We start from the raw sequence: 23332 nt of genomic DNA, 5'->3' as shown, positions 1-23332 counted from the left end.
GGCATTCCTGTTCAGTGCACTGTCTAAACCCGCACCGGCTTTTGAATAATCATAGCCCAATCTCGATTTATCATGATCTTTGGTCGCATTGAGCAGGTAAGCAAGCGTAAAAGCATTCAGGCTATCGGCCTGGTAATCTGCTCCAAAATAAGCCATACGTCCATCATCATGGCGGTTCTCATCCTGCCTTTGGTTAAGCAATACCGAGGCTCCGTTCTGCCTTACAGCTTGATTGGTAGTATAAAGGCCCACATAATCCGAAAAACGGACACCAATGGTAGAAAAAAGGTTGATTTTATTGGATTTAAAATTCAAACTTGGCGAAATACGTGTTTCGTTAGGTGCACCGCCAACCAGTCTTAACTGCCCGTTAAAACCACTTTTTTTATTCTTTTTCAATACAATATTAATGATACCGGCAGATCCTGCAGCATCGTATTTAGAAGATGGATTGGTAATTACTTCTACCCTTTCTACCTGATCGGCCGAAACCTGCTCCAACGCCCCACCTGCAGTCAAACCCGAACGCCTGCCGTTGATGAGTACCAGTACACTGCTGTTTCCGCGGAGGCTTACCGCACCACCTGGATCTACGCTAACCGAGGGCACCCCGGAAAGTAACTCGGATACAGACCCTGATTGGGAAAGGATATCTTTACCTACTTCGAATACTTTTTTATCCAATTTTAAACTGATTGCCGATTTTTCTGCAGTAACTGAAACATCTTTTAACAGGGTTGCATCGGGATCCATCAGCACAATTCCTAAATCACTTGTTGTTTTTCCTTCTGTTAAAATTAATGCTTTGGTGAGTTTTGCAAAGCCCATAAAACTGAACTGGATGCTTGGTTTGCTTCCACCTGAAAAGCTTAATGAAAATTTCCCTTTCTCATCGGCCATGCCCGAAGCCAGGTTTTTTCCATCTCCATCAACAATAACGATGGTTACAAAAGGGATCTCTGCTTTAGCCGACCGTTCTTTGATCTGCCCGGTTATGGTATGTTTTGGTGCCTGCGCAAAACAGAAAAAAGCAGGATAAAAACTTAAAAGAAAAAGCGTAGCGATGTATTTCATGTCGCAAGATTAGCACAGGAAAATACATTGCGCTTAAAAAAACATGTGAACTGCTCTATATCCTTTTGAAATGCACCGGCAGGGATTATCTTTATGCTACTTTTGATTTATGAAAACCGCCATCTTTCTGCTCTTCTTCGCTATCTTATGTACTTCGTGCAAACGGCAGGTATTATACGATGAGTTTGATCCTGTTTTTAAAACGGGAGATAGCCTAGCGTGGTCGGCCAAAAAGTTCGATGAAAAAGGCTGGTCGGTTGATCGTGGTTTTACCGGGAAAAATATCTTTTGGTCGAGAAGTAATGTAAAGCTCATTTCAAATTCAGGTGGTCGGTTAGGGCTCCAGATTGGTGCCTTTGGAGCTTACGAAGTTTACTGGGACGGCGTAAAAATAGGCACTAACGGAAAACTCGGATCTCCATCACAGCCTGAAATACCGGGAACTGAGTGCAAGTATTTTCTCCTCCCCGACTCGCTTTCGCAGGTTGGAATGCATAAAGTCGCTTTACGAACCACACAATTTAGATACCCGATGCTGCAACGTGGTGTTGGATTTAAACTGGATACCTATATCAATCTGATCAAAATACCTTTGATTATCTCGTCATTGATGTTTATCATGGCCGGTGCATTTTTTATCGCTTTCTTTTATTATGCTTTTTTATATTTCAACAGCCATAAAAGGTCATATCCCGTACTCATATTTTCGGTAATCTGTCTGCTCTTTTTTTCGCTCCTGATTATGGAGTATATAAAATATTATATCGAAATCCCCTATCCGGAGTTTTTCGTCCGTTTGGAGATTATCGGTTGGTTAACTTTTTCGATATCGTTGCTGGTTCCCCTGTATTTCAGCATCCAATTCAGCTTAAAAAGAAAATTTCTGCTGCTTTCGGCACTACTTTTAACATTGGTTTCGATCTATATTTACCAGTACGGCCATTATGATATTTCGGCAAGGTATTACAGCTTTGCAATGTGGATTACTACGATGCTGATCGTTCTGGAAGCCATTTACAGAGAAGAAAAGGGAAGTTTTCTGGTATTGGTTGGGATGCTTGCCAGTGCGGTGATGAACAGCTATATGGTGTATGATTTCGGAATTTTTATCTTTTATACTTTTATTGTATTTGCAATGCTTTATCTCCACACGGTTAAAATGCGGGAGATTGAACAAGCGCACGAATCATCGCTGTTACTCTCCTCACGCTTGCAGTTGGAGCTGATTAAAAAGAACATCCAGCCACATTTTATCAAGAATACGCTTACCTCACTGATGGATTGGGTGGAAGATTCGCCCAAACAGGGGGCCGAATTTATCCAGGCACTTGCTGCAGAATTCGATATCATGAATAAAATTGCGGAAGAAAGCCTGATCCCTATCCGGCAGGAGATTTCACTTTGCCAGATGCACCTGAAAGTGATGGGTTTTAGAAAGGAAATTGCCTATCAATGGGAAGATTTTGGAATTAAAGATACTGAACTGATACCTCCTGCGGTTATCCATACTTTACTGGAAAACGGGATTACACACAATGCGCCTATTAAGGATGGTTTTATGAAATTTAGGTTGGCTTTTAGTGAAGATTTACATACGAAGGAGTATGTTTTTGAAACCATTGGCGAAAACAGGGAACCATCGGAAGAACGTATCGGCGGCGGCGGTTTTAAATACATCCGTGCAAGGCTGGAAGAAAGTTATCCAGGTAGGTGGACTTTCAGTTCAATGGCATCAAATCATGGCTGGATCAGTAAAATAACCTTATCAAACCATGCGATATGAAAATACTGATTATTGAAGATGAGGCTCGGATTGCGAGACGGATTGAACGCATGACCAACGATTTTTTCGAAGGAAATGCCGGCATCACTATCGTAGATTCGTTAAAAAAAGGGGTTGATTTTCTGGAGAAAGAAACCATCAATATCCTGTTACTGGATTTAAACCTTAACGGGCGCGATGGTTTTGAGGTATTGGGCTCGATGACTTCAAGATCCTTTCAAACTATTGTGGTATCGGCCAATACAGAAAATGCGCTCCGTGCCTTTGAACTGGGGGTATTGGATTTTGTTCCTAAACCATTTGACCGTGAACGGCTTTCTCTTGCGCTAGGCCGGGCAGTTACGGTAAAAAAAGAAGAGAATAACTCCATACGGTACCTTTCTGTTAGAAAAAGCGGAAGCATTAAACTGATTGAGCTTGATCAGCTGGTTTATATACAGGGTGCAGGAATTTATAGCGAAATACACCTTTTGGATGGCGCTAGGGAATTACACGATAAAGGTTTAGATACGCTTGAAAAAATACTGCCATTGGGTTTTGAGCGTATCCATAAATCTTATATCGTAAATATTATACAGGTAGACAGAATACTTGTTTCATCAGGCAGCCGCTATCATTTGCAGCTCAAAAATGGAGCGGTATTGCCGATTGGCCGATCGCGGTATAGGGGTTTTAGGGAGTTATTTGAGAAGCGGGTTGATTAGTTTAGTTTAATTAACCACCAGTCTTCGGACCATTCTCCATTTTCCATCGCACATTTTACATCATCAACCACCAAGGCACAAAGTTTTTTCACCATTAAGGGGTTAAGATCATTAAGAAAGTTTTGGTAATATAGGCTATTTATCTTCAGACACCGGTCTAAGGACTTTCGGACCATTATCCATTTTCCATCTCACATTTTACATCATAAACCACCAAGGCACGAAGGCACAAAGATTTTTCACCATTAAGGCGTTAAGATCATTAGGAAAGTTTTGTTGATATAAGCTATTTATCTTCGGACACTGGTCTTCAGACCATTATCCATTTTCCATCTCACATTTTACATCATCATCCACCAAGGCACGAAGGCACAAAGTTTTTTCACCATTAAGGGATTAAGAGCATTAAGAATGTCTTTTAACTTATGACATGTATGCTATTTGACTTCGGGCATCGGTCTTCGGACTTTCAGACTTCCAAATCATTAACTATATCTTCTTAACAAAATACCTCACAAAATCTTTCAGCCTGGTATTTTTAACAAGATAATTAAAGCTAATGATACCAATCGTTGCGCAACTTATTCCGGCCAATACATCGAGGGTATAATGGTGACTGGTATAAACGGCCGAAAACCAGATTCCGATCATTACGACCAAAAAGAACAGATTGATCTTCCCTAACCTGTTTTTTAAACCATAATAAGCAACAATAACCGGGTATGACGAATGGAGCGAAGGCATGGCAGCAAATACATTGGAGCCCTTGCTGTATATCCCCTGAAAAAGCGTAATGTTAAAATAGTGATCAAACCTTGCCAAACCAGCTGTATTACCTGCAGTTTTAGCAATAAATGTAAAACCATGCTCCTGTACGTACCAGGGCGGTGCAGCCGGGAAAGCATAATAAACCACAAAACCCAATAGGTTTACCCACACAAAGGTGAGCGAAAACCGCACAAATTGCTCCTTGTTTTTAAAGAAAAGATAGGTGGCAAATGCCAAAGGCACAGGTACCCACATCAGGTAGAAAAAGCCTGTTAACACATCTAAAAATGCGGTGCCGTTCAGCTTCCAATATTCGTTAGGGGTAAGTTTTATGCCATTGTGATTAGTACCAAAAATGCTTTTTTCCAGATGATATAAATCTTTAATATGAACCTCGGTAAACAGGTAGTTCGGAAAAGCTTTCATGTAATCGAAAAGGATCCAATACACTATGAAAATGGAAAAACCGAGAATAAAACGTCTTGTTCCGGCAGAAATATAAAACAGGCTGTTAAAAATAAAAATCAGTACGAGCTGATCGGTTTTAAAGCCCACCAACAGGACTGAAAGCAGCAGATATCCTACCGAAATGGCAGTAGTGAGATACACATTCCGTAGGTTATAAAAACTATTTTTAAGCAAAGCTTCTTGCTGCATGTTATTTCTTATCAAAATTAGACCTGAAAATATGGTCCCAGAATGTCCAGCTTACTCCATAACCTTTTGTCGAATCGGAATAATGGTGAAGCATGTGGTGGTGTTTTAATTTTTTCCAGAAACCGCTTTTAAAATTGGCGTGGTGAAGTGCATAATGTACCATATCATAAAAGAGGTAGCCGATCATAAAGCCTGCAAAAAATGGATAAACAGTAGTTTCGGGCAATAGCCAGTCAAAAAGGAAATAAAAACCCAGGGCCATTGGAATACTGGCCGATGGTGGCATTACCAAACGTTTGGCATCATTGGGATAATCGTGATGTACACCATGGAAGATAAAATGGATTTTCTTACCCCATTCTGCTTCAGGTTCGAAATGGAAAACATAGCGGTGCAGGATGTATTCGGTAATGGTCCAGATGGCCAAACCCAACAAAAACCAACCGGCGAAATTTAAAACCGGCATTTGTATATCGATAACTGCTTTCCAAAACAAAAAGCCGATAACAGGTACATACACAATTAAAGGCACATAAAACCTTACTTTAGATAGGCTTTCTAAAAAGTCGTTTTTAAACATCCTGATGGATGCGGTAGAATTTGAGACAAAATTCTTTTTCATTTGGTAATTATTTTTAAGTGGTATTCGACTGCGCTCTTTTTCTCTTGTCATTCCGAACACAGTGAAGGTCTTCGACTCCGCTCAGACTGACAAACTGGGTTAGATTTCTCGGCTACGCTCGCAATGACGAACTGGCTATGAACGCCAACCGCCCTACGCTTAGCGCTACCCGCCTCCCCTACACCTTTATCCTTTCAATCAATACTTTCGAAGGCTCCGAAACATCGTAACCTCTTATTTCTACATATTTTACATTCGGAAACCAGAACGTTCCACCTTCAATTCGCAGGAATATCCGTTCCAACTGCATTTTTTTATTGTTAATGGTTGCAAAAACATGGTATTTTTTATCTGCGCCCGATTTATTCAGGTACATCGGCAGTTTTTTATGCGAAGTAAAACGAAGCTCAAACTGACCGTTACCTAAATTTTTGCTGATGATACCGTAGGCGAACTTCCGCTGGATATAGCTTAAATCTTTTTTTTCGCCATTATCGCCATAACGCATCCAAAACACATTTACAGGCTGTTCTTTATCCACTTCGCCATGTTTATCTACATTTAACTGGCAGATGATGGTGTTGGTATTCGGATCGCGCTGCAGGTAAAAAAGCTGGTTGCTAATGTCCTTCGGTGTTGGAAAAACAATTGGAGAAGGATCGCTTCCCTGTGCATTTGCGTTAAAAGAAATTAAGCCACTTAAACTGGTGATTATAACCAAGCCGGCAATGAGCGCGGCCCTGTTATTCCCTTTTCTTTCGTTAAACTCCTGGGCATCTAAACCTCTTTTGGCTTCCTGCAGACGTTTAACCGCAGTAATATTGGTTAATACAGCCATTACGGTAATGGGCATGGTAAAAATCGACATGGTTTCAAAAACATGGAACGAAATGCCCGGCACATAAATTTTATAATCGCCACCGATAAAATGCCCTGCAACACCACAGGCAATGGCAAAAACACCAATGGTTACCACACGCTCGGGCCGCTGCATTAAACCACCTTTACACTCTACGCCCAAACCTTCGGCCCTTGCGCGGGTGTAACTTACCATCATGGAACCGATGAGGGCGATAAATGCAAATAATGAACTTAAAAAATAATGGTGTGCCACGAGGTAATAACAGATGCCCAAAAACATGATCATTTCGCTATAACGATCGAGCACCGAATCGTACAATGCCCCAAATTTAGAGCTCATATTGCCCAAACGAGCCACCTGCCCATCAAGCATATCGAACAAGCCTGCAAAAAGCACCAATGCCCCACCCCAACCAATGTACGACATATCGCCACGGTTTGATTTTTCGGCACCGAGTACAAAAATAACGGCCACACCGATATTCAGGATCAAACCGATGGTGGTTACGGCATTTGGCGTTAAACCAATCTTAATCAACCCTTTAACAAAAGGATTAATTACCTTATATATGCCCAGTTGCAGGTTATCCCTTAGTTTTTTTTCCATTGCGTTTTTATTAAAAATCAAATTTTACCCTTGCCCTGATTCCCCATTCAGAAACTTCAGGATTATTCAGGTAATTGAAGCGTTTTACAAGATCTACCCTTAACAGTTTAAAGATATTACCTACCCCAACACTGCCTTCCATATAAGGATCGTTGCCCAGTGCATAGGTACGTTGCGCGCCGTTTTCGTAAACAGGCAACTGATATAAGCCGGACTGGAAATTCGGATTGTTCTCATTCCTTAATCCACCGTACAAAGCCTTAAACGACACCACTTCCCTTAATTTCAAACGTTTAAGCAAAGGTATTTTGTTAAAAAAGAAGCCGTTAAAATTATGGTCGATATTGATACTCACGTAATGATCACTCACAAACTCCAAAAAGTTCATCAGGTTATACGAATTAAGCTGATAAGCATAGGTTTGGTTGGCCCGGTGTATATCCAATAACGGGAAGGGCACTTTACCGGCAATATAGCTGCCTTCAACCGTTACGTCGCTATAACCCAGCTGCGATAAATAAAAACGTTTATCTATGCTTCCCAATAGGTTATGATAATTGTATTCGCCACCTAAAACACCTTTTAAACCTGCTGCATAACGGAGTGTAAACACCGGATAGCGATCGGCAATGGGTACACGGTATATTTTGCCCTGATAAAATTTCTCGTTCGGAGCGTACCTTAACTGTAATGATAGCTCGCTGGTGGTCAAACGGTTTACCAGCTGGTTATTTTCGTTCAGGTAGCTTAATCCTCCGGCCGGTGTCTGGCTCCATTTTTTAAAGCCCAGGTTGTACGAAAAGTGGTTTTCGAACTCCCTTACATAATCCACACGGTAAAAATCGTTATACAGCAACATATCATTTACGCCCCTCTTAAAGGATAACAAAAAGTTGTCTTCCTGCACAAACTGAAGCTCCTGTCCGGGGATTTTGGTATCGCGTTGAAAACTCGCCCTGATGTAATTCTGCGGAAATTCGTAAATGGATTTATTGTTAAACGAATAGGTACCGGAAAGGAAAAACTTCCATTTTTCATCTTTGATACCATAAGCCAGGTAGTTTTCGAAATAATAACGTTTGCTCAATTCGGGCGTGGTACGGCCCCCAACACGCAGGCGCAGGCCTTCTACATTGTTAAAACTGTAAAAAGTATTTACCGGACCAATTTCGTAAGGACCCAAATTCTGATAACCGGCAAATAAAAGGGTCACTATTTTCATCGTACGCTTAAAAGAAGGCAAATTTTGCAGGGTATCAATATTCCCGTAAATTTTCAGCTGGTTTTTGGAAATGGTATCGAGCCTGTTTTTCTCCCAAAACCGATCGTCTCTTTTACCGGCATCGGCCAGTACAACCGTGCTTTTTCCCTTAAAAACAGAATCGGGCAATACGGTATCGAACTGATAATTTTTAAAAGTAACCGTACGCTCGCCGGTAAAGCCTATGCCTTTGGTTTTTCCAATGCCAAAATCGGCCAACAAATTACTTTTGCTTAAACTGTATTTTCCTTTATCGTTGGCTTCAAAATCAAGATCGATTTTTAGTGCACGAACGAAATTGAGGTTGATGCTTTTATTTACCCCGAACGAAGCGCCCGTAACCGCGTAATGGCTATCGTTGGTTACATAAATTTTCCCTTCGAACAGCATATCGCCGGTATTACGCGGGGTGAAAGAAAGCTCCATAATTTCGGGTTTTTGGGTTTTGATGGTATCGGTAATGAAAAACTTATAAAAAGTTGGTGCACTATCGGCAATGGGGCTCAAAAATTCATTACTGATGACCGAAATATTGTTTTTATAGATATCAATATCCTGGTACATCCTGTCGAAATAGGTTTTTAAGCCTTTATTATCGATATAACGGCTATCAAATTGAACCTGTTTTTCGCCAATGATAATTGTTTTGTTCTTCTCGGGATTTTTACTAAGGAAATTATCTGCCAGTTTCTCTTCAATATATACCGGAAGGAGGTTTTTCCCACCAATTAAGGTCGAATCCTGTTCCTGGAACAGAAACTGATAATTTCTGAACATTCTTTTGTTCTTAAATTTTTCCGAAACATTGCTCAAACTGAACAACATCTTCTCATATTCCCTGAAGGATACGGTGTTGTAACTTTTGATGCGGTTTTCGTCTTTGTGTGCAATTACCTGGCGGATGAGTTCTACAGCAGGGTTGTCTTTATTGCGGTACCTTACTTTTTTGCCGCCTACAATAATTACTTCATCCAAAGCCCTTGCATCGGGCACCAGCGCCACATCAAATTCCTGTGTAGCAGAGGCTACAATATTTTTAAAAACGGTACGGTAACCTACATAATTGAAACTCAATTCGCTTTGTGGATTGGGCGAAACAAGTGTATATTTTCCGTTTACATCGGTTTGCGTGCCGATGTGGGTATCTTTAAAAAAAACGGAAACATTGGGCAGTGTTTCTTTGGTTACGGCATCGCGCACAGTTCCCGAAACCACAGTCCGTTGGGCAAAAGCATTCATCTGCAACATAAAGATGAGGAGCGGAAATAAAAAAAATGAATGGATAGGTTTCATTTAACTTGTAAAAATAAACTGCCTTTGCATGATATAATTATAGCTTATGCCGGTTAAAACCGAGCTTACTACTTTAGCGATTACGTAATTGAGATTAAAAAAATGGGTGAGGATAAAAACACCCGAGGTAACGATGGCCAGATTGCCAAGCCATACCAGAATATACCTGAACACCTGCCATTTTACATCTTTAGATTGGCTTTGGAAAACCCATTTCCGGTTGACGTAAAAGTTAAAAACCCCGCCCGAAATGGTTCCTATGATGCTTGCCGCCAAATACCACAGGCCAAAAAGGTTTACAGCAATGATGGTAACGCCAAAATCGGTTGCCGAAGCCATGATGGAAGATGCCTGTGCTTTAAGGTAGGTGAGCATGTATCTAAAAAAATTCGAAAACCACTACCAGCTGGAGAAGAACGTTTGCATAAATACCCGCCAGTACATCATCAGCCATTACACCCCAACCGCCCGGAAGTTCTTCGAGTTTACGGATGTAAAAAGGTTTAAGGATATCAAAAAACCTGAAAAGAACGAGTCCGATAAGCGTATACTGCCATTTTAGAGGCACAAATAACAGGGTAATGCACATTCCAGCCACTTCATCAATCACTACCCTGTTATGGTCTTTTCCCCAGATTTCTTCCACCCTGTCGGCACTCATCACCCCAATCATTACGATGAACATGGTAATGAGTACCGGCCATAAATACGGATTGGTATAGGGTCCCTGTAAAAGGTGCCAGCAAATGCAGGTTGCTATTGCAGCATAAGTACCTGCACCCTTGCCAATGTATCCGATTCCAAAGGCGGTTGAAAGAAATTTGTGGATAAACACTATACCGTTTCTATGAGTTCTTCTTCGTAATCCTGGCCTAAATGGGTGATCAATTCTTCGCCCATGATGTAACGCAAGGTATTCTGAAGTTTCATTAACTGTTTAAAAATATCGTTCTCTGCCGGTACCCCTGGGATGGTCTGCGGCGATTTCAGGTAGAATGATAACCATTCCTGGATGCCCGATAAGTTCGAACGTTTAGCCAGATCGATAAACAAAGCAAGATCCAGTACAATAGGTGCAGCTAAAATAGAATCGCGGCAAAGGAAATTGATTTTGATCTGCATTTTATAGCCCAACCAACCAAAAATATCGATGTTATCCCAGCTTTCTTTGTTATCACCGTGGGGCGGATAATAGTTGATCCTGATTTTGTGGTACATATCACCATACAGATCAGGGTTAACTTCCGGTTTGAAAATATCTTCCAGTACGCCCAGTTTTGATACTTCTTTGGTTTTAAAGTTGTCTGGATCATCCAACACCAAACCATCGCGGTTACCCAGAATATTATCAGAAAACCAACCGTTTACACCCAGCGAACGTGCCGCTAAACCCGGTGCCAAAATGGTTTTCATTAAAGTTTGACCTGTTTTAAAATCTTTACCGGCAATTGGGGTATCGGTTTCTTTGGCCAGTTCGATCAATGCAGGGATATCAACGGTTAAGTTTGGTGCACCGTTGGCAAATGGAATACCCAGTTTTAATGCGGCATAAGCATAAATCATACTTGGCGCAATGCGAAGATCGTTGTCTTTTAAACCCTGCTCAAATGCGGCAAGTGATTCGTGCACTTCAGATGGTTCGAAATAAATTTCGGTAGAACCACACCAAACCAGTACAATACGGTCGCAGTTGTTCTCAGCTTTGAAGTTTTTAATATCTTCCATTACCGCTAAAGCCAATTCGTAACGGTTATCGATATCTTTTACATATTTACCATCAAGGTTTTTTACATAGTTTCTGTCAAAAGCGGCACGCATTGGTTTAATGGCCTGTAACTCTTCGCGCACATCGCGCAAAAGGTTGGCATCCAATACACGGGCATTTAATGCAGCCTCGTATACATTATCTTCGTACACATCCCAGCCACCGAATACTAAATCTTCGAGATTGGCCAAAGGCACAAAATCCTTAATCTTTGGTTCTTTTTTTTCTGTTCTTTTACCCAAACGGATGGTACCCATCTGCGTTAACGAACCTATCGGTTTTGATAAACCTCTTTTAACTGCAGCAACGCCGGCAATCATGGTGGTTGCCACCGCGCCAAGGCCTGGCATTAATATACCCAGCTTACCTTCAGCTGCTTTTACTTGTTGTTTCATGCTAATTTTAATTTAAAATCTTATAACCAATTGTTTTTTTGGTACCAGTTTATGGTTTCGTTTACCCCTTGCTCCAGCTTGAATTGTGGCACAAAACCAAAATCGTTCTGGATATTCTTAATATCACAGCCCCAGTTAAGGGCGGTGAGTTCTTTTATCTTATCTACATTTAAGGCCGGAATTTTATTAAAAGCACCATAAAAGCGTTCCATTCCCCAGGCCAAACCTTTAATTATCGGCACAGGCACATTTATGGTAAGCGTTTTTTTGCCCAAAGCTTTACTTACATAATCAGCCAGTGATGAACGATTGTATACCGCCCCATCAGAAACGTTATAAGCCTTACCCACCACATCAGATGCAAGTGCCTTGATGATGATACCGGTCAGATCGGTAACGTATACAAAACTGAGTTCCTGCTCTTGTTTGCCGATGTAAAGCTCAAGCCCGGCTTTAATGGTTTTGATCAGGATGAAAATATCCTTCTCCCTCGGACCATAAACTGCCGTTGGCCTGAAAATGATCAAAGGCAGATCCGGAACCTGTGCCAGGTAAGTTTCGGCAAGCGCTTTACTGATGCCATAACCTGTAACCGGGTTTGAAGCACTTTTTTCTGTTATTTTTTCATTTTTCTGCTTTAGCGGACCGAGCGCAGCCAAACTGCTGATGAATATAAATTTCTTTATAACGTGTGTTGATTGGGCAGCTGCAACGGCTAAATTGCGTGTATAAATGGCGTTTATCTTGTTGTAATCATCTAAGTTTTTTGCCTTGGTTACTGCGGCTGCATGTACGATATAATCGTATTTTTTCTCCTCTATATTTTCCCTCAACAGGTAGATCGATCCGAAATCAAGGTCTACATAATTGATCTGAAAATCCTTAAGGTGATCGGCAGCGGCACTTTTACGCACATTAGCGTATACTTCCAATCCGTTGTCCAGGGCAGATTTGATCAGGTGATACCCCACAAAACCAGTTGCTCCTGTAATCAACACCCGCTTTTTCATATCACTTTTTCTAAAATCCGGTATTTGCGGTACAGTTTTCCACCAATGTCTTCGATTGGTTTGTTGATCAGGTCGTTGTGGTCTAATGTCCAGCTCGCCTCCGCATATTTCATGTTTTTGGTTTCGAAATGTTTGATGATACGTCCATATAAACAGGCTTCGATACCCATTTTACGGTAACCATCTATTACACCAAGCAATAAGATACGGATACCATCAATTTTCTTTTTATTGGCCAAAAGCTTGATCAAACCTGTCGGGAACAGTCTACCGCGCTTAATTTTGATCAGGATCTGGTTAATATCCGGTATGGCCAATGCAAAGCCCACAATTTTGCCATGCTGCTCGGCGAGGATACAAAATTCAGGATCAAGGATCATTTTCAGGTCGTTCGCCGTATAATCGAATTCCTTATCCGTCATCGGTACAAACCCTAGGTTTTTATCCCATGCTTTATTGTACACATCCCTTACGGCATTGCATTCTTCCTTGAATTTTTTCATGTTGATGCTACGGAGTACGATATCATTCCGTTTTAAACGTTCCTCTATCCTATCCATCAGTTTTACCGAACGATCGTTATAAGTGCCAGCGGTATAACGGTAAGCCCTTAAATCAACATTTTTACTGAACCCCATCTGCTCCAGCAATGGAAGGTAATATGGTGCATTGTAAGGCATCATAGCCACCGGCGGACCGTCGAAACCTTCAATTAGCAAACCACATACTTCGTTGGTAGAGAAATTAACCGGACCTAAAACTTTGGTCAATCCCCTTTCCTTTAACCATTCCTGCGCCGCCTCAAAAAGCTGATTGGCTGCTGTTGCATCATCAATACAGTCGAAAAAGCCAAAAAAACCATCATGCGCTTCGTACACCTTATTGTGGTTGGTGTTGTTGATTGCGGCAATACGCCCGATCACTTTACCTCCATCGTAAAGCAAAAAAAGCTGAATTTCGGAGTGTTCGTAAAAAGGGTGTTTCCCCGGTGTAAGCAGGTCGCGCTGTGCGATAAAAAGTTCGGGAACGTAATTTACATCAGCGGCATATAGCTCATGCGGAAAATCGACAAATGCCTTTAGTGTTTTTTTATCAGAAACCTTGATCAGTTCTCTCATGATTGGCTTCCTACTAATTCTACGTTAACGGCCTTAAATGCAGCACTTAATTGTTCAATTGCTGTTTCAATCTGTTCGAAACTGTGTGTGGCCATCAACGAAAACCTGATTAATGAAGAATCAGATGGCACTGCCGGAGAAACCACTGGATTAACAAAAACACCATTTTGCTGTAAGATATTGGTAATCATAAAGGTTTTCTCATTGTCGCGGATGTACACCGGAATAATCGGGCTGTTACTATGTCCGATATCAAAACCAGCTTCGGTTAAAAGTTTTTTGGCATAATTGGTATTGTCCCAAAGTTTATCAATGCGCTCCGGCTCCGATTCGATGATATCCAATGCGGCAATTACACTCGCTACAGATGATGGCGGCATACTTGCGCTGAACATTAATGAGCGTGCACGGTGTTTGATAAATTCGATGGTTTCGGTACTGCCGGCAATAAAACCACCCAATGAGGCCAGTGATTTACTGAACGTACCCATAATCAGATCAACCTCATCGTTAAGGTTGAAATGTGAAGCCGTACCCGAACCATTAAAACCGATTACACCCAAACTGTGTGCATCGTCCATCATGATATTGGCACCGAACTCATTGGCAATTTCTACCATTTCGGGAAGATTAACCAGATCGCCTTCCATACTGAATATACCATCCGAAACGATCAGTTTGGCAGCATCTTCGGGTAAGCGGCTCAGTTTACGGCGCAGATCCTGCATATCGTTATGTGCATATTTAATGGTACGGGCAAAAGCCAAACGGCTTCCATCGATGATAGAAGCATGGTCGTACTCATCAAGCAGGAGGTAATCGTTACGATCCAGCAAACAGGATATTACCCCTAAATTTACCTGGAAACCGGTACTAAAAAGCACCGCGGCCTCTTTCCCCACATATTCGGCCAGGCGGCTTTCGAGTTCTAAATGGATATCCAGCGAACCATTCAAAAATCTCGAACCAGCACAGCCTGTACCATATTTTTCGATGGCTGCTTTAGACGCTTCCTTTATTTTTGGATGATTGGTTAACCCTAAATAAGAGTTGGAACCAAACATAAGCACCTTTTTGCCATTGATCACTACCTCGGTATCCTGGGCAGATTCTATCGACCTGAAATAAGGATACAATCCTTTTTCCTTTATCATAGCTGCATCCTTAAAAGAGGCAATTCTATCTTGTAATTTTTTACGCATACTGAACGCTATTGTTCTTCAGTTTTTTAAACCCTGTTCTGAAAAGTCTGGAATGCGCTACAATATTGCTGTTGAAACCGGAACCGGCCTTACAGATTAAAGCCGCATTAAACCAAACGATTTGATAACACAATTTTAACGCGGAAATGAAGCCTAAAAAAGGTTCAAACGTGGGATATATTGGTCAAAATGTAGGATTGTTAAATTGTGACATTCAGATGAATTGACTAATTGACATTCTGACTTTTATTATAAAATAGTAAAAAAGTTAAAAACAGCTTAAAACACACTAAAAACTATATAAATAGCTGTTTTTAAACCATATACAAAACATAAAATTATTAATCAAAAACATCAAAATTGATCAGAGATTAGTCATTTTAAAAATTTTGGCTTGCAAAAATGATCCCGAACACTACATTTGTCAGCACAAAAAACGAACAGATAAAGGGCAAAATCCATCTACAAAAAGATGGCTGGGATTGGAGTGCAAAAGGCGATCGGATCTGTTAAGAAATTATTAAAAAAACGCTGAACGATTTTATGCAACAGACTTTACTTAACAAAAGTTTTTCAGAAAAAAACCACGAGGAGGCACTTTCGCAAAACGATGGTTTGATGGCAAAAATCCACAATAGTAACGATCCGGGTTATTGCAGTTCGGAACCTTTCCGCATGTCGAGTTATGCCTTAATTTTAATCACGAAAGGAAAGCTGGACATCAAGATTAATTTTGTAGACCATATACTTAACCAAAGGGATATTTTACTGGTTTTACCACATTCGGTTTACGAAATTAGCGATAACAGCAGTGTTTCCTTTATCAGCATACATTTTAATAAAAGCTACCTGAAAAACAAGGGCATATTTTTTAATAGTGGCGAAACTTACCGGATGTCGAAAGATGTTCAATCGCATAAATTTTCGTTATCGAAAGAGGAGTATACCTTTATCTATTACGATATGCTGGCGCTCCACAAAAAACTGAATGTTTCGAAAGATACGCCGCATATCAAAAACATTGTACACAACAGTTTCCTCGAACTGCTTTACGATATTTTCCTGCTCAAAAACAAACAAAAGGATGCGGTTCCCATCGCCCACAATAGCCGTTCTGAGCTTACCAATCGTTTTTTAGCATTGGTTTCTGAAAACTTCAAGAAAGAAAAACGTGTAATTTATTATGCAAACTGCCTGCGCATTACACCAAGACATTTATCCCAGGTGGTAAAACAGGTTACCGATAGAACCGCAGGAGAAATTATCGATGAAATGGTGATAAGAGAAGCAAAATTACTGCTAACCAGTCATGTAATGAACATCTCTGAGGTAGCGATTGAGTTATGTTTCAGCAATTCTTCTTTTTTCGGAAAATACTTTAAAAAACAGACGGGAATTACCCCATCGGAGTATAAGTTATCGAATAATATTGCGGTATAAATGGGATTAGAGTGGCCGCGACTATCATTAGTAGAGCTGGTGTGATGTCGGATTTTACCATCTAACATGCTCGCTCAGTCAAAATTGGTAAGCTTCTTAGTTTTTTTGCCACGGATTCACGGAAAACACAGAAAGATTATTCTCTGTAAATTCTCTCTATTTACCCGGTGGTAAAAAACGGAAACCATTCTTTTTCTGTCACGGAAAACACATAAAACTTAAATGATTTTATATTACTTATATGGTTAATAAGCTATAAACGCATCAAGAATATAATGCATAAAAATTAAAAATGAGGTTGTATCATAAATATAAATTGTCATCCTGAGCTTGTCGAAGAACCTACCAATAACATTATTTATGGCGTTTCGACAGGCTCAACGTGACAAATTTATTGAGAAACTAGGTTTTATGAGATAGCCTCATTAGAAAAAATCTGTGTACATCTGTGGTTAAAACTCTTTAACCGATAAGCCATTAACTTACTTCGAAAGGTATTTATTGTTAACATACCCCTGTATATCTTCGTAGTTTACCAGGCTCCACTCGCCATCGCGGGAGATTTCGGCAACATGTTCACCTTTTAAGATCACCGGTATCTTTTTTATCTTTTCTGATGCAACAGATGGGCCGGTCCTAAAGTTTAAAGCAGTTGTTGTACGGTAAAGGTTTGGTACAACTACCGGTTCCCTGTCTAAAATCACATAACCGTTCCTTTGTTCGCCAGCAATCATTTTCACCTGTAATTGTTGCCAGGTATAACCATAATCGTACTGTAAATGCGGACCGTCTTTAAAGCTTACCCAATCGCCACCCCACTCCCATCCATTGGTTTTAAAAACATTAACCACCTCCATCCAATCGCTACGCCCATCCTGATCATAATCTTTAACCATATTCCAAGAGGTATCCTTTCCATCAATAATCAGCACAAAATCCAGTGCTAAGCCATAATTATGTATCGATTGACCGGCTTTTGCGTTGGTAACAATATTACCCATAGGCTTACTGCCTGATCTTCCATCGGGATTAACCACCGTTCGGCCAAGATTATATAAATCCTGTTGTTCTTTAAATGTCCTCAGGGTTGCAGTTATCCGCGGTTTGGCTCTTCCCGTTAATTTAGCTTCTGCCTGGGAAAAAGTACTTGTTGCCAGTTCCCTTAAATCGGGATGCAACAATTGGATTCTTGTTTGGCTTGATTTGTCCATGGTGAGTTTGTTAATTAAGTTTTACAAACAAATTTCTATAGAACCAACTAATAATCAATCAAATATAGTTATAATTCAAATAAAATGTAATAAATAAAAAGTTGTTATCTTAAATAATAGCGATGTAATAAATGGATTTTGACGATATAATTTAAATTATAATAACATTAATTCAATAAATTGCTTTTAATTCAATTAACCTTTTAATTTTATGTTCTGTTAATTTAAACAAATGCTCTCTTCTTACCAAATCCCCATCTTTATTTATGTCATCATAATCTTTTTGATAGGTTAAAAAAGGATAAGTGAGCATTGTATCTGGCCAGTATTTGCTCTGAGCATCTATGTAAATATCATTCGCTCTTAAAATAAGAGGATATATTTTTTTGTTATAAATTACTGCTTGCGCGCCATGATAAGTAATACAATATAATAACCCTTCGATATCAGACTTATATACGTGCTCTGTACTGAAAGATCCAGTACAAATTGTAGTGAACCTTCCTTTAGCTTTTCTCGCCAGTTCATCCGGATCAAAATTCTTGTACAGCCTTACATCATCTTCAAATATGAGTATATTTTCATCGTTTACATGATCGGAAATTATATTTTGCACCGTTTTTAACACATTTACATAAGGAAGAAAACCCTGAACTACTTCAATTACTTGAGGTAAATGTCCTTCACTTTTAAGATGTAATAATGTTTCATCAATCCGATCGTTGCCTGGATAAGTTATGATAAAACTTTTCACTAAGCAGTTACGGTTGTATAAGAGGCTATATTATCTTTGCTTATATAAACGTTGTGTTTTACTTGATTTTCGTCAGCTAAATCTGCCTGGAGATTTGGATTTGCCTGAAATGCATCTATTAAATTAATTGCTCCGCCATAATTACGATTTTGCAAGTAATTTGTGCAGTTTTTAATATTAATATCTATATCTTCTGTAGTGGATCCCACCTCAAAGACATACAGATTTTTCAGATAAGAATTATTAATATTAACATTAAATTTTTTCTGATTGCCCACATAAATCAAAAGAAACTCAACATAAGAATCAAGAACATTTAGTTGTGTAATTTCTTCATTGAAGTAAACAGGTATAGGTGGAAATATACTTTGCAACCCTTGCCCTTTAAGGATTAGAGTTGAGTTAGATATGTCATGAATATTTGGGACATAAGCCATTCCATCAGGAACATAACTAGAGTCACCAGCCTTGGTAACTAGCTTTATTGTTACGTTTACCGGATTTAGCAATAAAAAAGATGAATAATCATACTGCACATTCTTAAGCTTATACGCTCTATAATCAAAACAGATGTCGTTTTTTAGATAAGTATCAATACGTCTGCTAATAATACCTGTTTCGGGTATTACAGAGCCTTCAAGGTATTGGTAATAATCTACCCCCTGATAGCCAGATCCATTAAAGCCTATAGAATAGTATATAATATCATTTTTGTAAATTGTACTTTTGGCTTCTGCATGTATCTGTGTGGGCGAAATGGCAGTAAGGATTAGAGGTTCTATAACACCAGACCTAAATACTTCTACCGGATAATTTCCGGTAGTACCATCGTTAAAATAAACAGTTGATTTTGATTTCCAAGCCATTTGATAATCGCTTAATAAATAATTGGCACCCGCTATAAGTTCAGCATTTTCCATTTTACTTACCAATTGAACATAGGTAATTGATATAAGTCCCGAAGAACCTGATATTTTTTCTTCAAAGTAATCCCTTAATTTCTTGATAAGCTCCCTAAGCTTCACTCCCTGGGTTTTGTTTATGGCCTGATTGTAAGGCTCGGCAGATTTGATAACTTCATCAATATAGTTATCGTCGATTGGTTCAATTTGTGGCATAATTTATATTTTAATTAATTAACAAGTAATGGAATATTATTTCTTGGTTTAATACGTAGCGGGCCTTGTTATTTATCGAGGCAATAGCTAAAATTACGATGAATCTGTTCTATTAGGAAGCGCACAAAGCATCAGTTAAGCATTCATAAAGAACTGTTAAGTATTTGAGCATTTTCATTCATTATTTTGGTTAAGCATTAGAATTGTGTTTTAGCAACTCTTCGTTTTTCGGGAAGTGTTTTAAAAACAAACCGGGATTATACCATCGGAGAATAAATTATCGAATAATATTGCAGTATAAATGATGGTCGGCGGGCCATCGACCAATGAAGGGATAAGACTCATAAAAAAGTCACTTAATCTCGACCTGAGTATCGAGGAGTGGAGATCCTTAGACTATGCCCAGGATGACAAGTTAATGAAACGACCGTCATCTCGACTGGAACGCCCCCAAATTAAGTCGGGAGAGAGATCTATCTCGAGATGACGGCCACTATTAGGAGTATCTTCAAAACAAAGATATTTTTATGGAAACTCCACCCCCGTTACCTCCGCTGCATAATCCCACAATTGTTTTGCAACCGCTAAATCAGTTCCGTTTGGTGTAATGGGCGATTCGGCAGGATATCCCCGGTAACCACCGTCCTGATCAGGGCCATAAAGTTTGCCCGGAATGGCTTCAGCAGCAACTGCAGCATAAAGCGAGGGTAAAGCACCCTGCCATGGCTCCATCAGTTCGCCAACACGGCTAACGGCAGCCTGATAATCAACATCCGACATGTGCCTTGATAGTTCCGTTTTATTGGCACCTGGCTGTGCTGCAATCGAAACTACATTATCTCCAACAGCTTCGATGCGGCGTTGCAGTTCTAACGAAAACAGAATATTGGCCAGTTTACTTTGGGCGTATTCACGCATCGGTTCGTAATCGCGTTCTGATTTTAAGTTATCAAAATCAATTTCCCCGCGAAGGTAGGCCATACTGCTTACGGTAACAATCCGCGAATGAGGCGTTTGCTTTAGAAGTGGATAGAGATAGCCGGTAAGCGCATAATGACCGATAAAGTTAACACCGAACTGAAGCTCAAAACCATCGTCGGTTTTTGAAGCTGGCGGGATCATTACTCCTGCGTTGTTGATCAACACATCGATTTTATGATGTTTTTTGATGATCTGATCTGCAAAATCTTTGATATCGCCAAGGTTTGAAAGGTTAAGTTGTGCAATTTCTAGACTACCGGTCCCCGCTGCCGAACTGATACTTTTCGCGGCTTCTTCGGCCCTATCGAGGTCCCTACAGGCCATAATAATATGCGCACCTGCCTGATATAATGCTTTGGTTGTTTCGTATCCAATTCCTGAATTGGCGCCGGTAACCAGAAAGGTTCTGCCACTTTGATTGTTGATGTTTTTATTTGTCCACATGGTATTATAAATTTAATGGAACAAATTTCAGCAATATAACACTGGTTGAAATACGAAAAAGAAATCAATACATACAAAAATCAATCATTTTGAGTTGATCTGAATTTTGCAGGACTTAATCCGCTATGAGTTTTAAAAAAAGCAGAAAAATGGTTGGACTCCTTAAAAGCCAAACTCCAGGCAATTTCGGCAATATTCCAATCGGTACTTTTTAATAATATCTTTGCTTCCTGCAGGATACGTTCCGAAATCAGTTGCGAAGTTGTTCTTCCGGTAACCTCCCGGACGCATTTATTGAGGTGGTTTACATGCAGATTAAGCTGACCGGCAAAATCGGCTGCCGACCTTAACTGCACTACCTGGCTAATGAAATCGATAGGAAACTGGCGTTCCAGCAATTCTTTAAAAAGATGCGTGGTACGATCAGCAGCATTGCTACCGATATGCGGTTCGCCTACTGCCGGTTTTAGTTTTTGGGCAGCATGGATCATCTCGGTTAACTGGTTACGGAGCAGATCATACTTGTAAGCATAATCGCCACTGAGTTCGCTGATCATTTTTTCAAAAAGTGCCACAAAATATAGTGCTTCGGTTTCGTTTACAGGAACAATTGCATTTGCAGCATCCTGGAACACAGGATAATCCTTAATATTTTCGAATCTGTTGAAAAAATCTTCGGTAAACACGCAGAGAAAACCGGATTGTTCATCACTTATGCGTTCCCAAAAATACGGAACCATAGGATTGGTAAACACCAGCACACTGCCTTCAACCTCGATACATTGATCGGCATAATGGATTTTGCTATGCCCAACCACCAAACTCACTTTATAAAATACCCTGCGCGAGTAGGACAGTTTGCTCCCACGCGGCGTAAGGATATCCTCAATTTTGAAGATATTGAAATTACCGATATGTGTAGGTGTTCCTTCCCTGCCCTTTTCGGGAAAATGTTTGTAGAAGGAATCAAGCTCAACGATTCTCATTTTATAAAAATACAAAAATCAATTATTTTTATAAACATAAAAATCCGCAAAAACTTAATTTTACGGATTTTCGAATTCTATCCTGCCCGAGATTGATCTTTTCAGACTATTATTTTAGGCGGTGTACTTCTGTAACCATTTTGATTTGATGGCCGCTCTTGCATCGATAAATTCCTGATCGGTTCCCTGTGCAATGGCGTCAAGAGGAAAACGGAGCGGGCGGGTACCTGCTTTCATTTCGATCAGTTTTAAAATACCATTGGCAATGGTTTGCGGATCCATATCGAACTCGGCCATTTTACCAAATAAACCTGCGCCGATAGCATTGAACTTAGCTGTAGCCGCATCACCATATTCAGCGGTAATTTCAGCTTTATCCGCATTGATACCTGTTTTAACCCCTGTATTCATTTCGGTTGGATAAACGCCCGGCTGAATACTCACATTTTCGATATGATAATCGGCAAGTTCATCCTGCAACCCTTCGGTAATGCTTTCTACACCGAATTTTGAAGCCAAATAGGGCACCATAAAAGGCAAAGTATGGCCGCTTGCTCCTGAAGTAATATTGATGATCAACCCGCTTTGATGTGCCCTCATTGAAGGGAGCACAGCCTGATAGGTTCTGATTACGCCATAAAAGTTTACTTCGAACATTTGTTTGATCTGATCGATACTATAAGCTTCGAGTAAACCAAAACCACTCATGGCCGCATTATTAACCAATACATCCACTTTTCCGTATTTAATGAGCACATGGGCGAATGCTGTTTTTACTGAATCGTCGCTGGTAATATCAATTTCCACTACTTCTACGTTTTCCAATGCCGAAAGTTCTGCAGCAATACCTGCATTTTTGCCTGTTACGCCACGCATCCCTGCAATAACGGTATATCCTGCTTTTGCAAGTGTGATAGTTGTTAATTTACCAAAGCCTGTGCTTGTTCCTGTGATAAAAATTATTTTTGACATGATATTTTCTGTTTTTGAATACCTCAAAATTGCAGCAAGTTTATTTACTGTGCATTGATCAAAAACAAGAAATGGCGTTGATATTTATCAAGAGAAACTGGCATGTGCTGTTCGTCATCTCGACCGGAGCATAGCGGAGTGGAGAGATCTGTCTCGAGGTAGATTTCCCTTTACATGAAAGACCCTGAACCAAGCTCAGGGTGACGGACCGCGGGAGGAAACGCGGAAATGATGGGATGTGTGGGTAATTTCTTTAAATCTGCGCGCCTTTTTATGCGTTATCTGCGGGAAACAAAATAGTAAATG

General features: G+C 40.1%; 20 protein-coding genes. 3 read left to right on the top strand and 17 right to left on the bottom strand.

Annotated elements, in window-relative coordinates; genetic code table 11:
- Positions 1-1074, bottom strand: a 1074-nt coding sequence (locus tag B2V92_RS03125; protein WP_293304744.1) for a TonB-dependent receptor, incomplete at its 3' end; no start/stop codon positions are given.
- Positions 1075-1183: 109 nt separating this feature from the next.
- On the opposite strand from B2V92_RS03125, the gene B2V92_RS03120 reads away from it, so the two are divergent.
- Both B2V92_RS03120 and B2V92_RS03115 read left to right on the top strand, forming a co-directional pair.
- Positions 1184-2857 (top strand): histidine kinase, encoded by a 1674-nt coding sequence (locus tag B2V92_RS03120; RefSeq protein WP_293304742.1) that lies wholly within the window; start codon positions 1184-1186, stop codon positions 2855-2857.
- The gene (locus tag B2V92_RS03115) at positions 2854-3561 is read left to right on the top strand and encodes a LytR/AlgR family response regulator transcription factor (protein WP_293304740.1); all 708 of its coding nucleotides are present in this window, start codon (positions 2854-2856) and stop codon (positions 3559-3561) included. Before B2V92_RS03120 ends, B2V92_RS03115 begins: the two co-directional genes overlap by 4 nt.
- 489 nt (positions 3562-4050) lie before the next feature.
- Here the strand turns inward: B2V92_RS03115 and B2V92_RS03110 are convergent, their stop codons facing one another.
- The 10 genes from B2V92_RS03110 to spt all read right to left on the bottom strand — a co-directional run bounded on the left by B2V92_RS03110 (position 4051) and on the right by spt (position 15120).
- Positions 4051-4986, bottom strand: a complete 936-nt coding sequence (locus tag B2V92_RS03110) for a phosphatase PAP2 family protein (RefSeq protein WP_293304738.1) — start codon at positions 4984-4986, stop codon at positions 4051-4053.
- Position 4987: 1 nt separating this feature from the next.
- Positions 4988-5608 carry a sterol desaturase family protein gene (locus B2V92_RS03105; protein WP_293304736.1) on the bottom strand — a complete coding sequence of 207 codons (621 nt, stop codon included), beginning with the start codon at positions 5606-5608 and terminating at the stop codon, positions 4988-4990.
- A gap of 178 nt (positions 5609-5786) precedes the next feature.
- A complete protein-coding gene (locus B2V92_RS03100) occupies positions 5787-7076 on the bottom strand; it encodes a DUF4833 domain-containing protein (protein ID WP_293304734.1) in 1290 nt (429 codons plus the stop codon).
- 10 nt (positions 7077-7086) lie between these two features.
- Positions 7087-9630 (bottom strand): DUF5686 and carboxypeptidase-like regulatory domain-containing protein, encoded by a 2544-nt coding sequence (locus tag B2V92_RS03095; protein ID WP_293304732.1) that lies wholly within the window; start codon positions 9628-9630, stop codon positions 7087-7089.
- Complete coding sequence (locus B2V92_RS03090) at positions 9631-10005, bottom strand: GtrA family protein (protein WP_293304730.1); 375 nt, start codon at positions 10003-10005, stop codon at positions 9631-9633. It abuts the gene before it with no gap.
- 4 nt (positions 10006-10009) lie between these two features.
- Positions 10010-10465 (bottom strand): phosphatidylglycerophosphatase A family protein, encoded by a 456-nt coding sequence (locus B2V92_RS03085; protein WP_293304728.1) that lies wholly within the window; start codon positions 10463-10465, stop codon positions 10010-10012.
- Positions 10465-11790 (bottom strand): inositol-3-phosphate synthase, encoded by a 1326-nt coding sequence (locus tag B2V92_RS03080; protein WP_293304726.1) that lies wholly within the window; start codon positions 11788-11790, stop codon positions 10465-10467. Before B2V92_RS03080 ends, B2V92_RS03085 begins: the two co-directional genes overlap by 1 nt.
- A gap of 20 nt (positions 11791-11810) precedes the next feature.
- The gene (locus B2V92_RS03075; protein WP_293304724.1) at positions 11811-12800 is read right to left on the bottom strand and encodes an NAD-dependent epimerase/dehydratase family protein; all 990 of its coding nucleotides are present in this window, start codon (positions 12798-12800) and stop codon (positions 11811-11813) included.
- Positions 12797-13918 (bottom strand): hypothetical protein, encoded by a 1122-nt coding sequence (locus B2V92_RS03070; RefSeq protein WP_293304722.1) that lies wholly within the window; start codon positions 13916-13918, stop codon positions 12797-12799. The genes B2V92_RS03075 and B2V92_RS03070 overlap by 4 nt, the downstream gene beginning before the upstream one ends.
- Positions 13915-15120, bottom strand: a complete 1206-nt coding sequence (spt, locus tag B2V92_RS03065) for a serine palmitoyltransferase (protein WP_293304720.1) — start codon at positions 15118-15120, stop codon at positions 13915-13917. The genes B2V92_RS03070 and spt overlap by 4 nt, the downstream gene beginning before the upstream one ends.
- A gap of 543 nt (positions 15121-15663) precedes the next feature.
- Here spt and B2V92_RS03060 point away from each other — a divergent pair.
- The gene (locus B2V92_RS03060) at positions 15664-16560 is read left to right on the top strand and encodes a helix-turn-helix domain-containing protein (protein WP_293304718.1); all 897 of its coding nucleotides are present in this window, start codon (positions 15664-15666) and stop codon (positions 16558-16560) included.
- A 482-nt stretch (positions 16561-17042) separates the two neighbouring features.
- On the opposite strand, the gene B2V92_RS03055 is transcribed toward B2V92_RS03060, so the two are convergent.
- From B2V92_RS03055 to B2V92_RS03030, 6 genes are all read right to left on the bottom strand, one after another.
- Positions 17043-17771 carry a M15 family metallopeptidase gene (locus tag B2V92_RS03055; RefSeq protein ID WP_293304716.1) on the bottom strand — a complete coding sequence of 243 codons (729 nt, stop codon included), beginning with the start codon at positions 17769-17771 and terminating at the stop codon, positions 17043-17045.
- A gap of 172 nt (positions 17772-17943) precedes the next feature.
- On the bottom strand, positions 17944-18525 hold the full coding sequence (locus B2V92_RS03050) for a hypothetical protein (RefSeq protein WP_293304715.1): 582 nt from the start codon (positions 18523-18525) through the stop codon (positions 17944-17946).
- On the bottom strand, positions 18525-19643 hold the full coding sequence (locus B2V92_RS03045; RefSeq protein WP_293304714.1) for a hypothetical protein: 1119 nt from the start codon (positions 19641-19643) through the stop codon (positions 18525-18527). The genes B2V92_RS03050 and B2V92_RS03045 overlap by 1 nt, the downstream gene beginning before the upstream one ends.
- 525 nt (positions 19644-20168) lie before the next feature.
- Positions 20169-21068: an oxidoreductase gene (locus tag B2V92_RS03040; protein ID WP_293304712.1), complete on the bottom strand. Its 900-nt coding sequence runs from the start codon at positions 21066-21068 to the stop codon at positions 20169-20171.
- 80 nt (positions 21069-21148) lie between these two features.
- Positions 21149-22054, bottom strand: a complete 906-nt coding sequence (locus B2V92_RS03035; protein ID WP_293304710.1) for a helix-turn-helix domain-containing protein — start codon at positions 22052-22054, stop codon at positions 21149-21151.
- Positions 22055-22168: 114 nt separating this feature from the next.
- A complete protein-coding gene (locus tag B2V92_RS03030) occupies positions 22169-23026 on the bottom strand; it encodes an SDR family oxidoreductase (RefSeq protein ID WP_293304709.1) in 858 nt (285 codons plus the stop codon).
- Between the last annotated feature and the right edge of the window lie 306 nt (positions 23027-23332).

It is taken from the genome of Pedobacter sp. UBA5917 (assembly GCF_002432345.1).
Taxonomy (GTDB): Bacteria; Bacteroidota; Bacteroidia; order Sphingobacteriales; family Sphingobacteriaceae; genus Pedobacter.
Note: the sequence above shows the minus strand (reverse complement) of the source record. Positions and strands in the feature narration are given on the sequence as shown.

Bases quoted from the DNA above. Each gene is read 5' to 3' on its own strand.
- B2V92_RS03030 (WP_293304709.1), bottom strand. From the start codon at position 23,026: ATGTCAAAAATAATTTTTATCACAGGAACAAGCACAGGCTTTGGTAAA.
- B2V92_RS03080 (WP_293304726.1), bottom strand. From the start codon at position 11,790: ATGAAACAACAAGTAAAAGCAGCTGAAGGTAAGCTGGGTATATTAATG.
- B2V92_RS03095 (WP_293304732.1), bottom strand. From the start codon at position 9,630: ATGAAACCTATCCATTCATTTTTTTTATTTCCGCTCCTCATCTTTATG.
- B2V92_RS03110 (WP_293304738.1), bottom strand. From the start codon at position 4,986: ATGCAGCAAGAAGCTTTGCTTAAAAATAGTTTTTATAACCTACGGAAT.
- B2V92_RS03115 (WP_293304740.1), top strand. From the start codon at position 2,854: ATGAAAATACTGATTATTGAAGATGAGGCTCGGATTGCGAGACGGATT.
- B2V92_RS03075 (WP_293304724.1), bottom strand. From the start codon at position 12,800: ATGAAAAAGCGGGTGTTGATTACAGGAGCAACTGGTTTTGTGGGGTAT.
- spt (WP_293304720.1), bottom strand. From the start codon at position 15,120: ATGCGTAAAAAATTACAAGATAGAATTGCCTCTTTTAAGGATGCAGCT.
- B2V92_RS03045 (WP_293304714.1), bottom strand. From the start codon at position 19,643: ATGCCACAAATTGAACCAATCGACGATAACTATATTGATGAAGTTATC.
- B2V92_RS03105 (WP_293304736.1), bottom strand. From the start codon at position 5,608: ATGAAAAAGAATTTTGTCTCAAATTCTACCGCATCCATCAGGATGTTT.
- B2V92_RS03055 (WP_293304716.1), bottom strand. From the start codon at position 17,771: ATGGACAAATCAAGCCAAACAAGAATCCAATTGTTGCATCCCGATTTA.
- B2V92_RS03070 (WP_293304722.1), bottom strand. From the start codon at position 13,918: ATGAGAGAACTGATCAAGGTTTCTGATAAAAAAACACTAAAGGCATTT.
- B2V92_RS03090 (WP_293304730.1), bottom strand. From the start codon at position 10,005: ATGCTCACCTACCTTAAAGCACAGGCATCTTCCATCATGGCTTCGGCA.
- B2V92_RS03100 (WP_293304734.1), bottom strand. From the start codon at position 7,076: ATGGAAAAAAAACTAAGGGATAACCTGCAACTGGGCATATATAAGGTA.
- B2V92_RS03120 (WP_293304742.1), top strand. From the start codon at position 1,184: ATGAAAACCGCCATCTTTCTGCTCTTCTTCGCTATCTTATGTACTTCG.
- B2V92_RS03040 (WP_293304712.1), bottom strand. From the start codon at position 21,068: ATGTGGACAAATAAAAACATCAACAATCAAAGTGGCAGAACCTTTCTG.
- B2V92_RS03060 (WP_293304718.1), top strand. From the start codon at position 15,664: ATGCAACAGACTTTACTTAACAAAAGTTTTTCAGAAAAAAACCACGAG.
- B2V92_RS03035 (WP_293304710.1), bottom strand. From the start codon at position 22,054: ATGAGAATCGTTGAGCTTGATTCCTTCTACAAACATTTTCCCGAAAAG.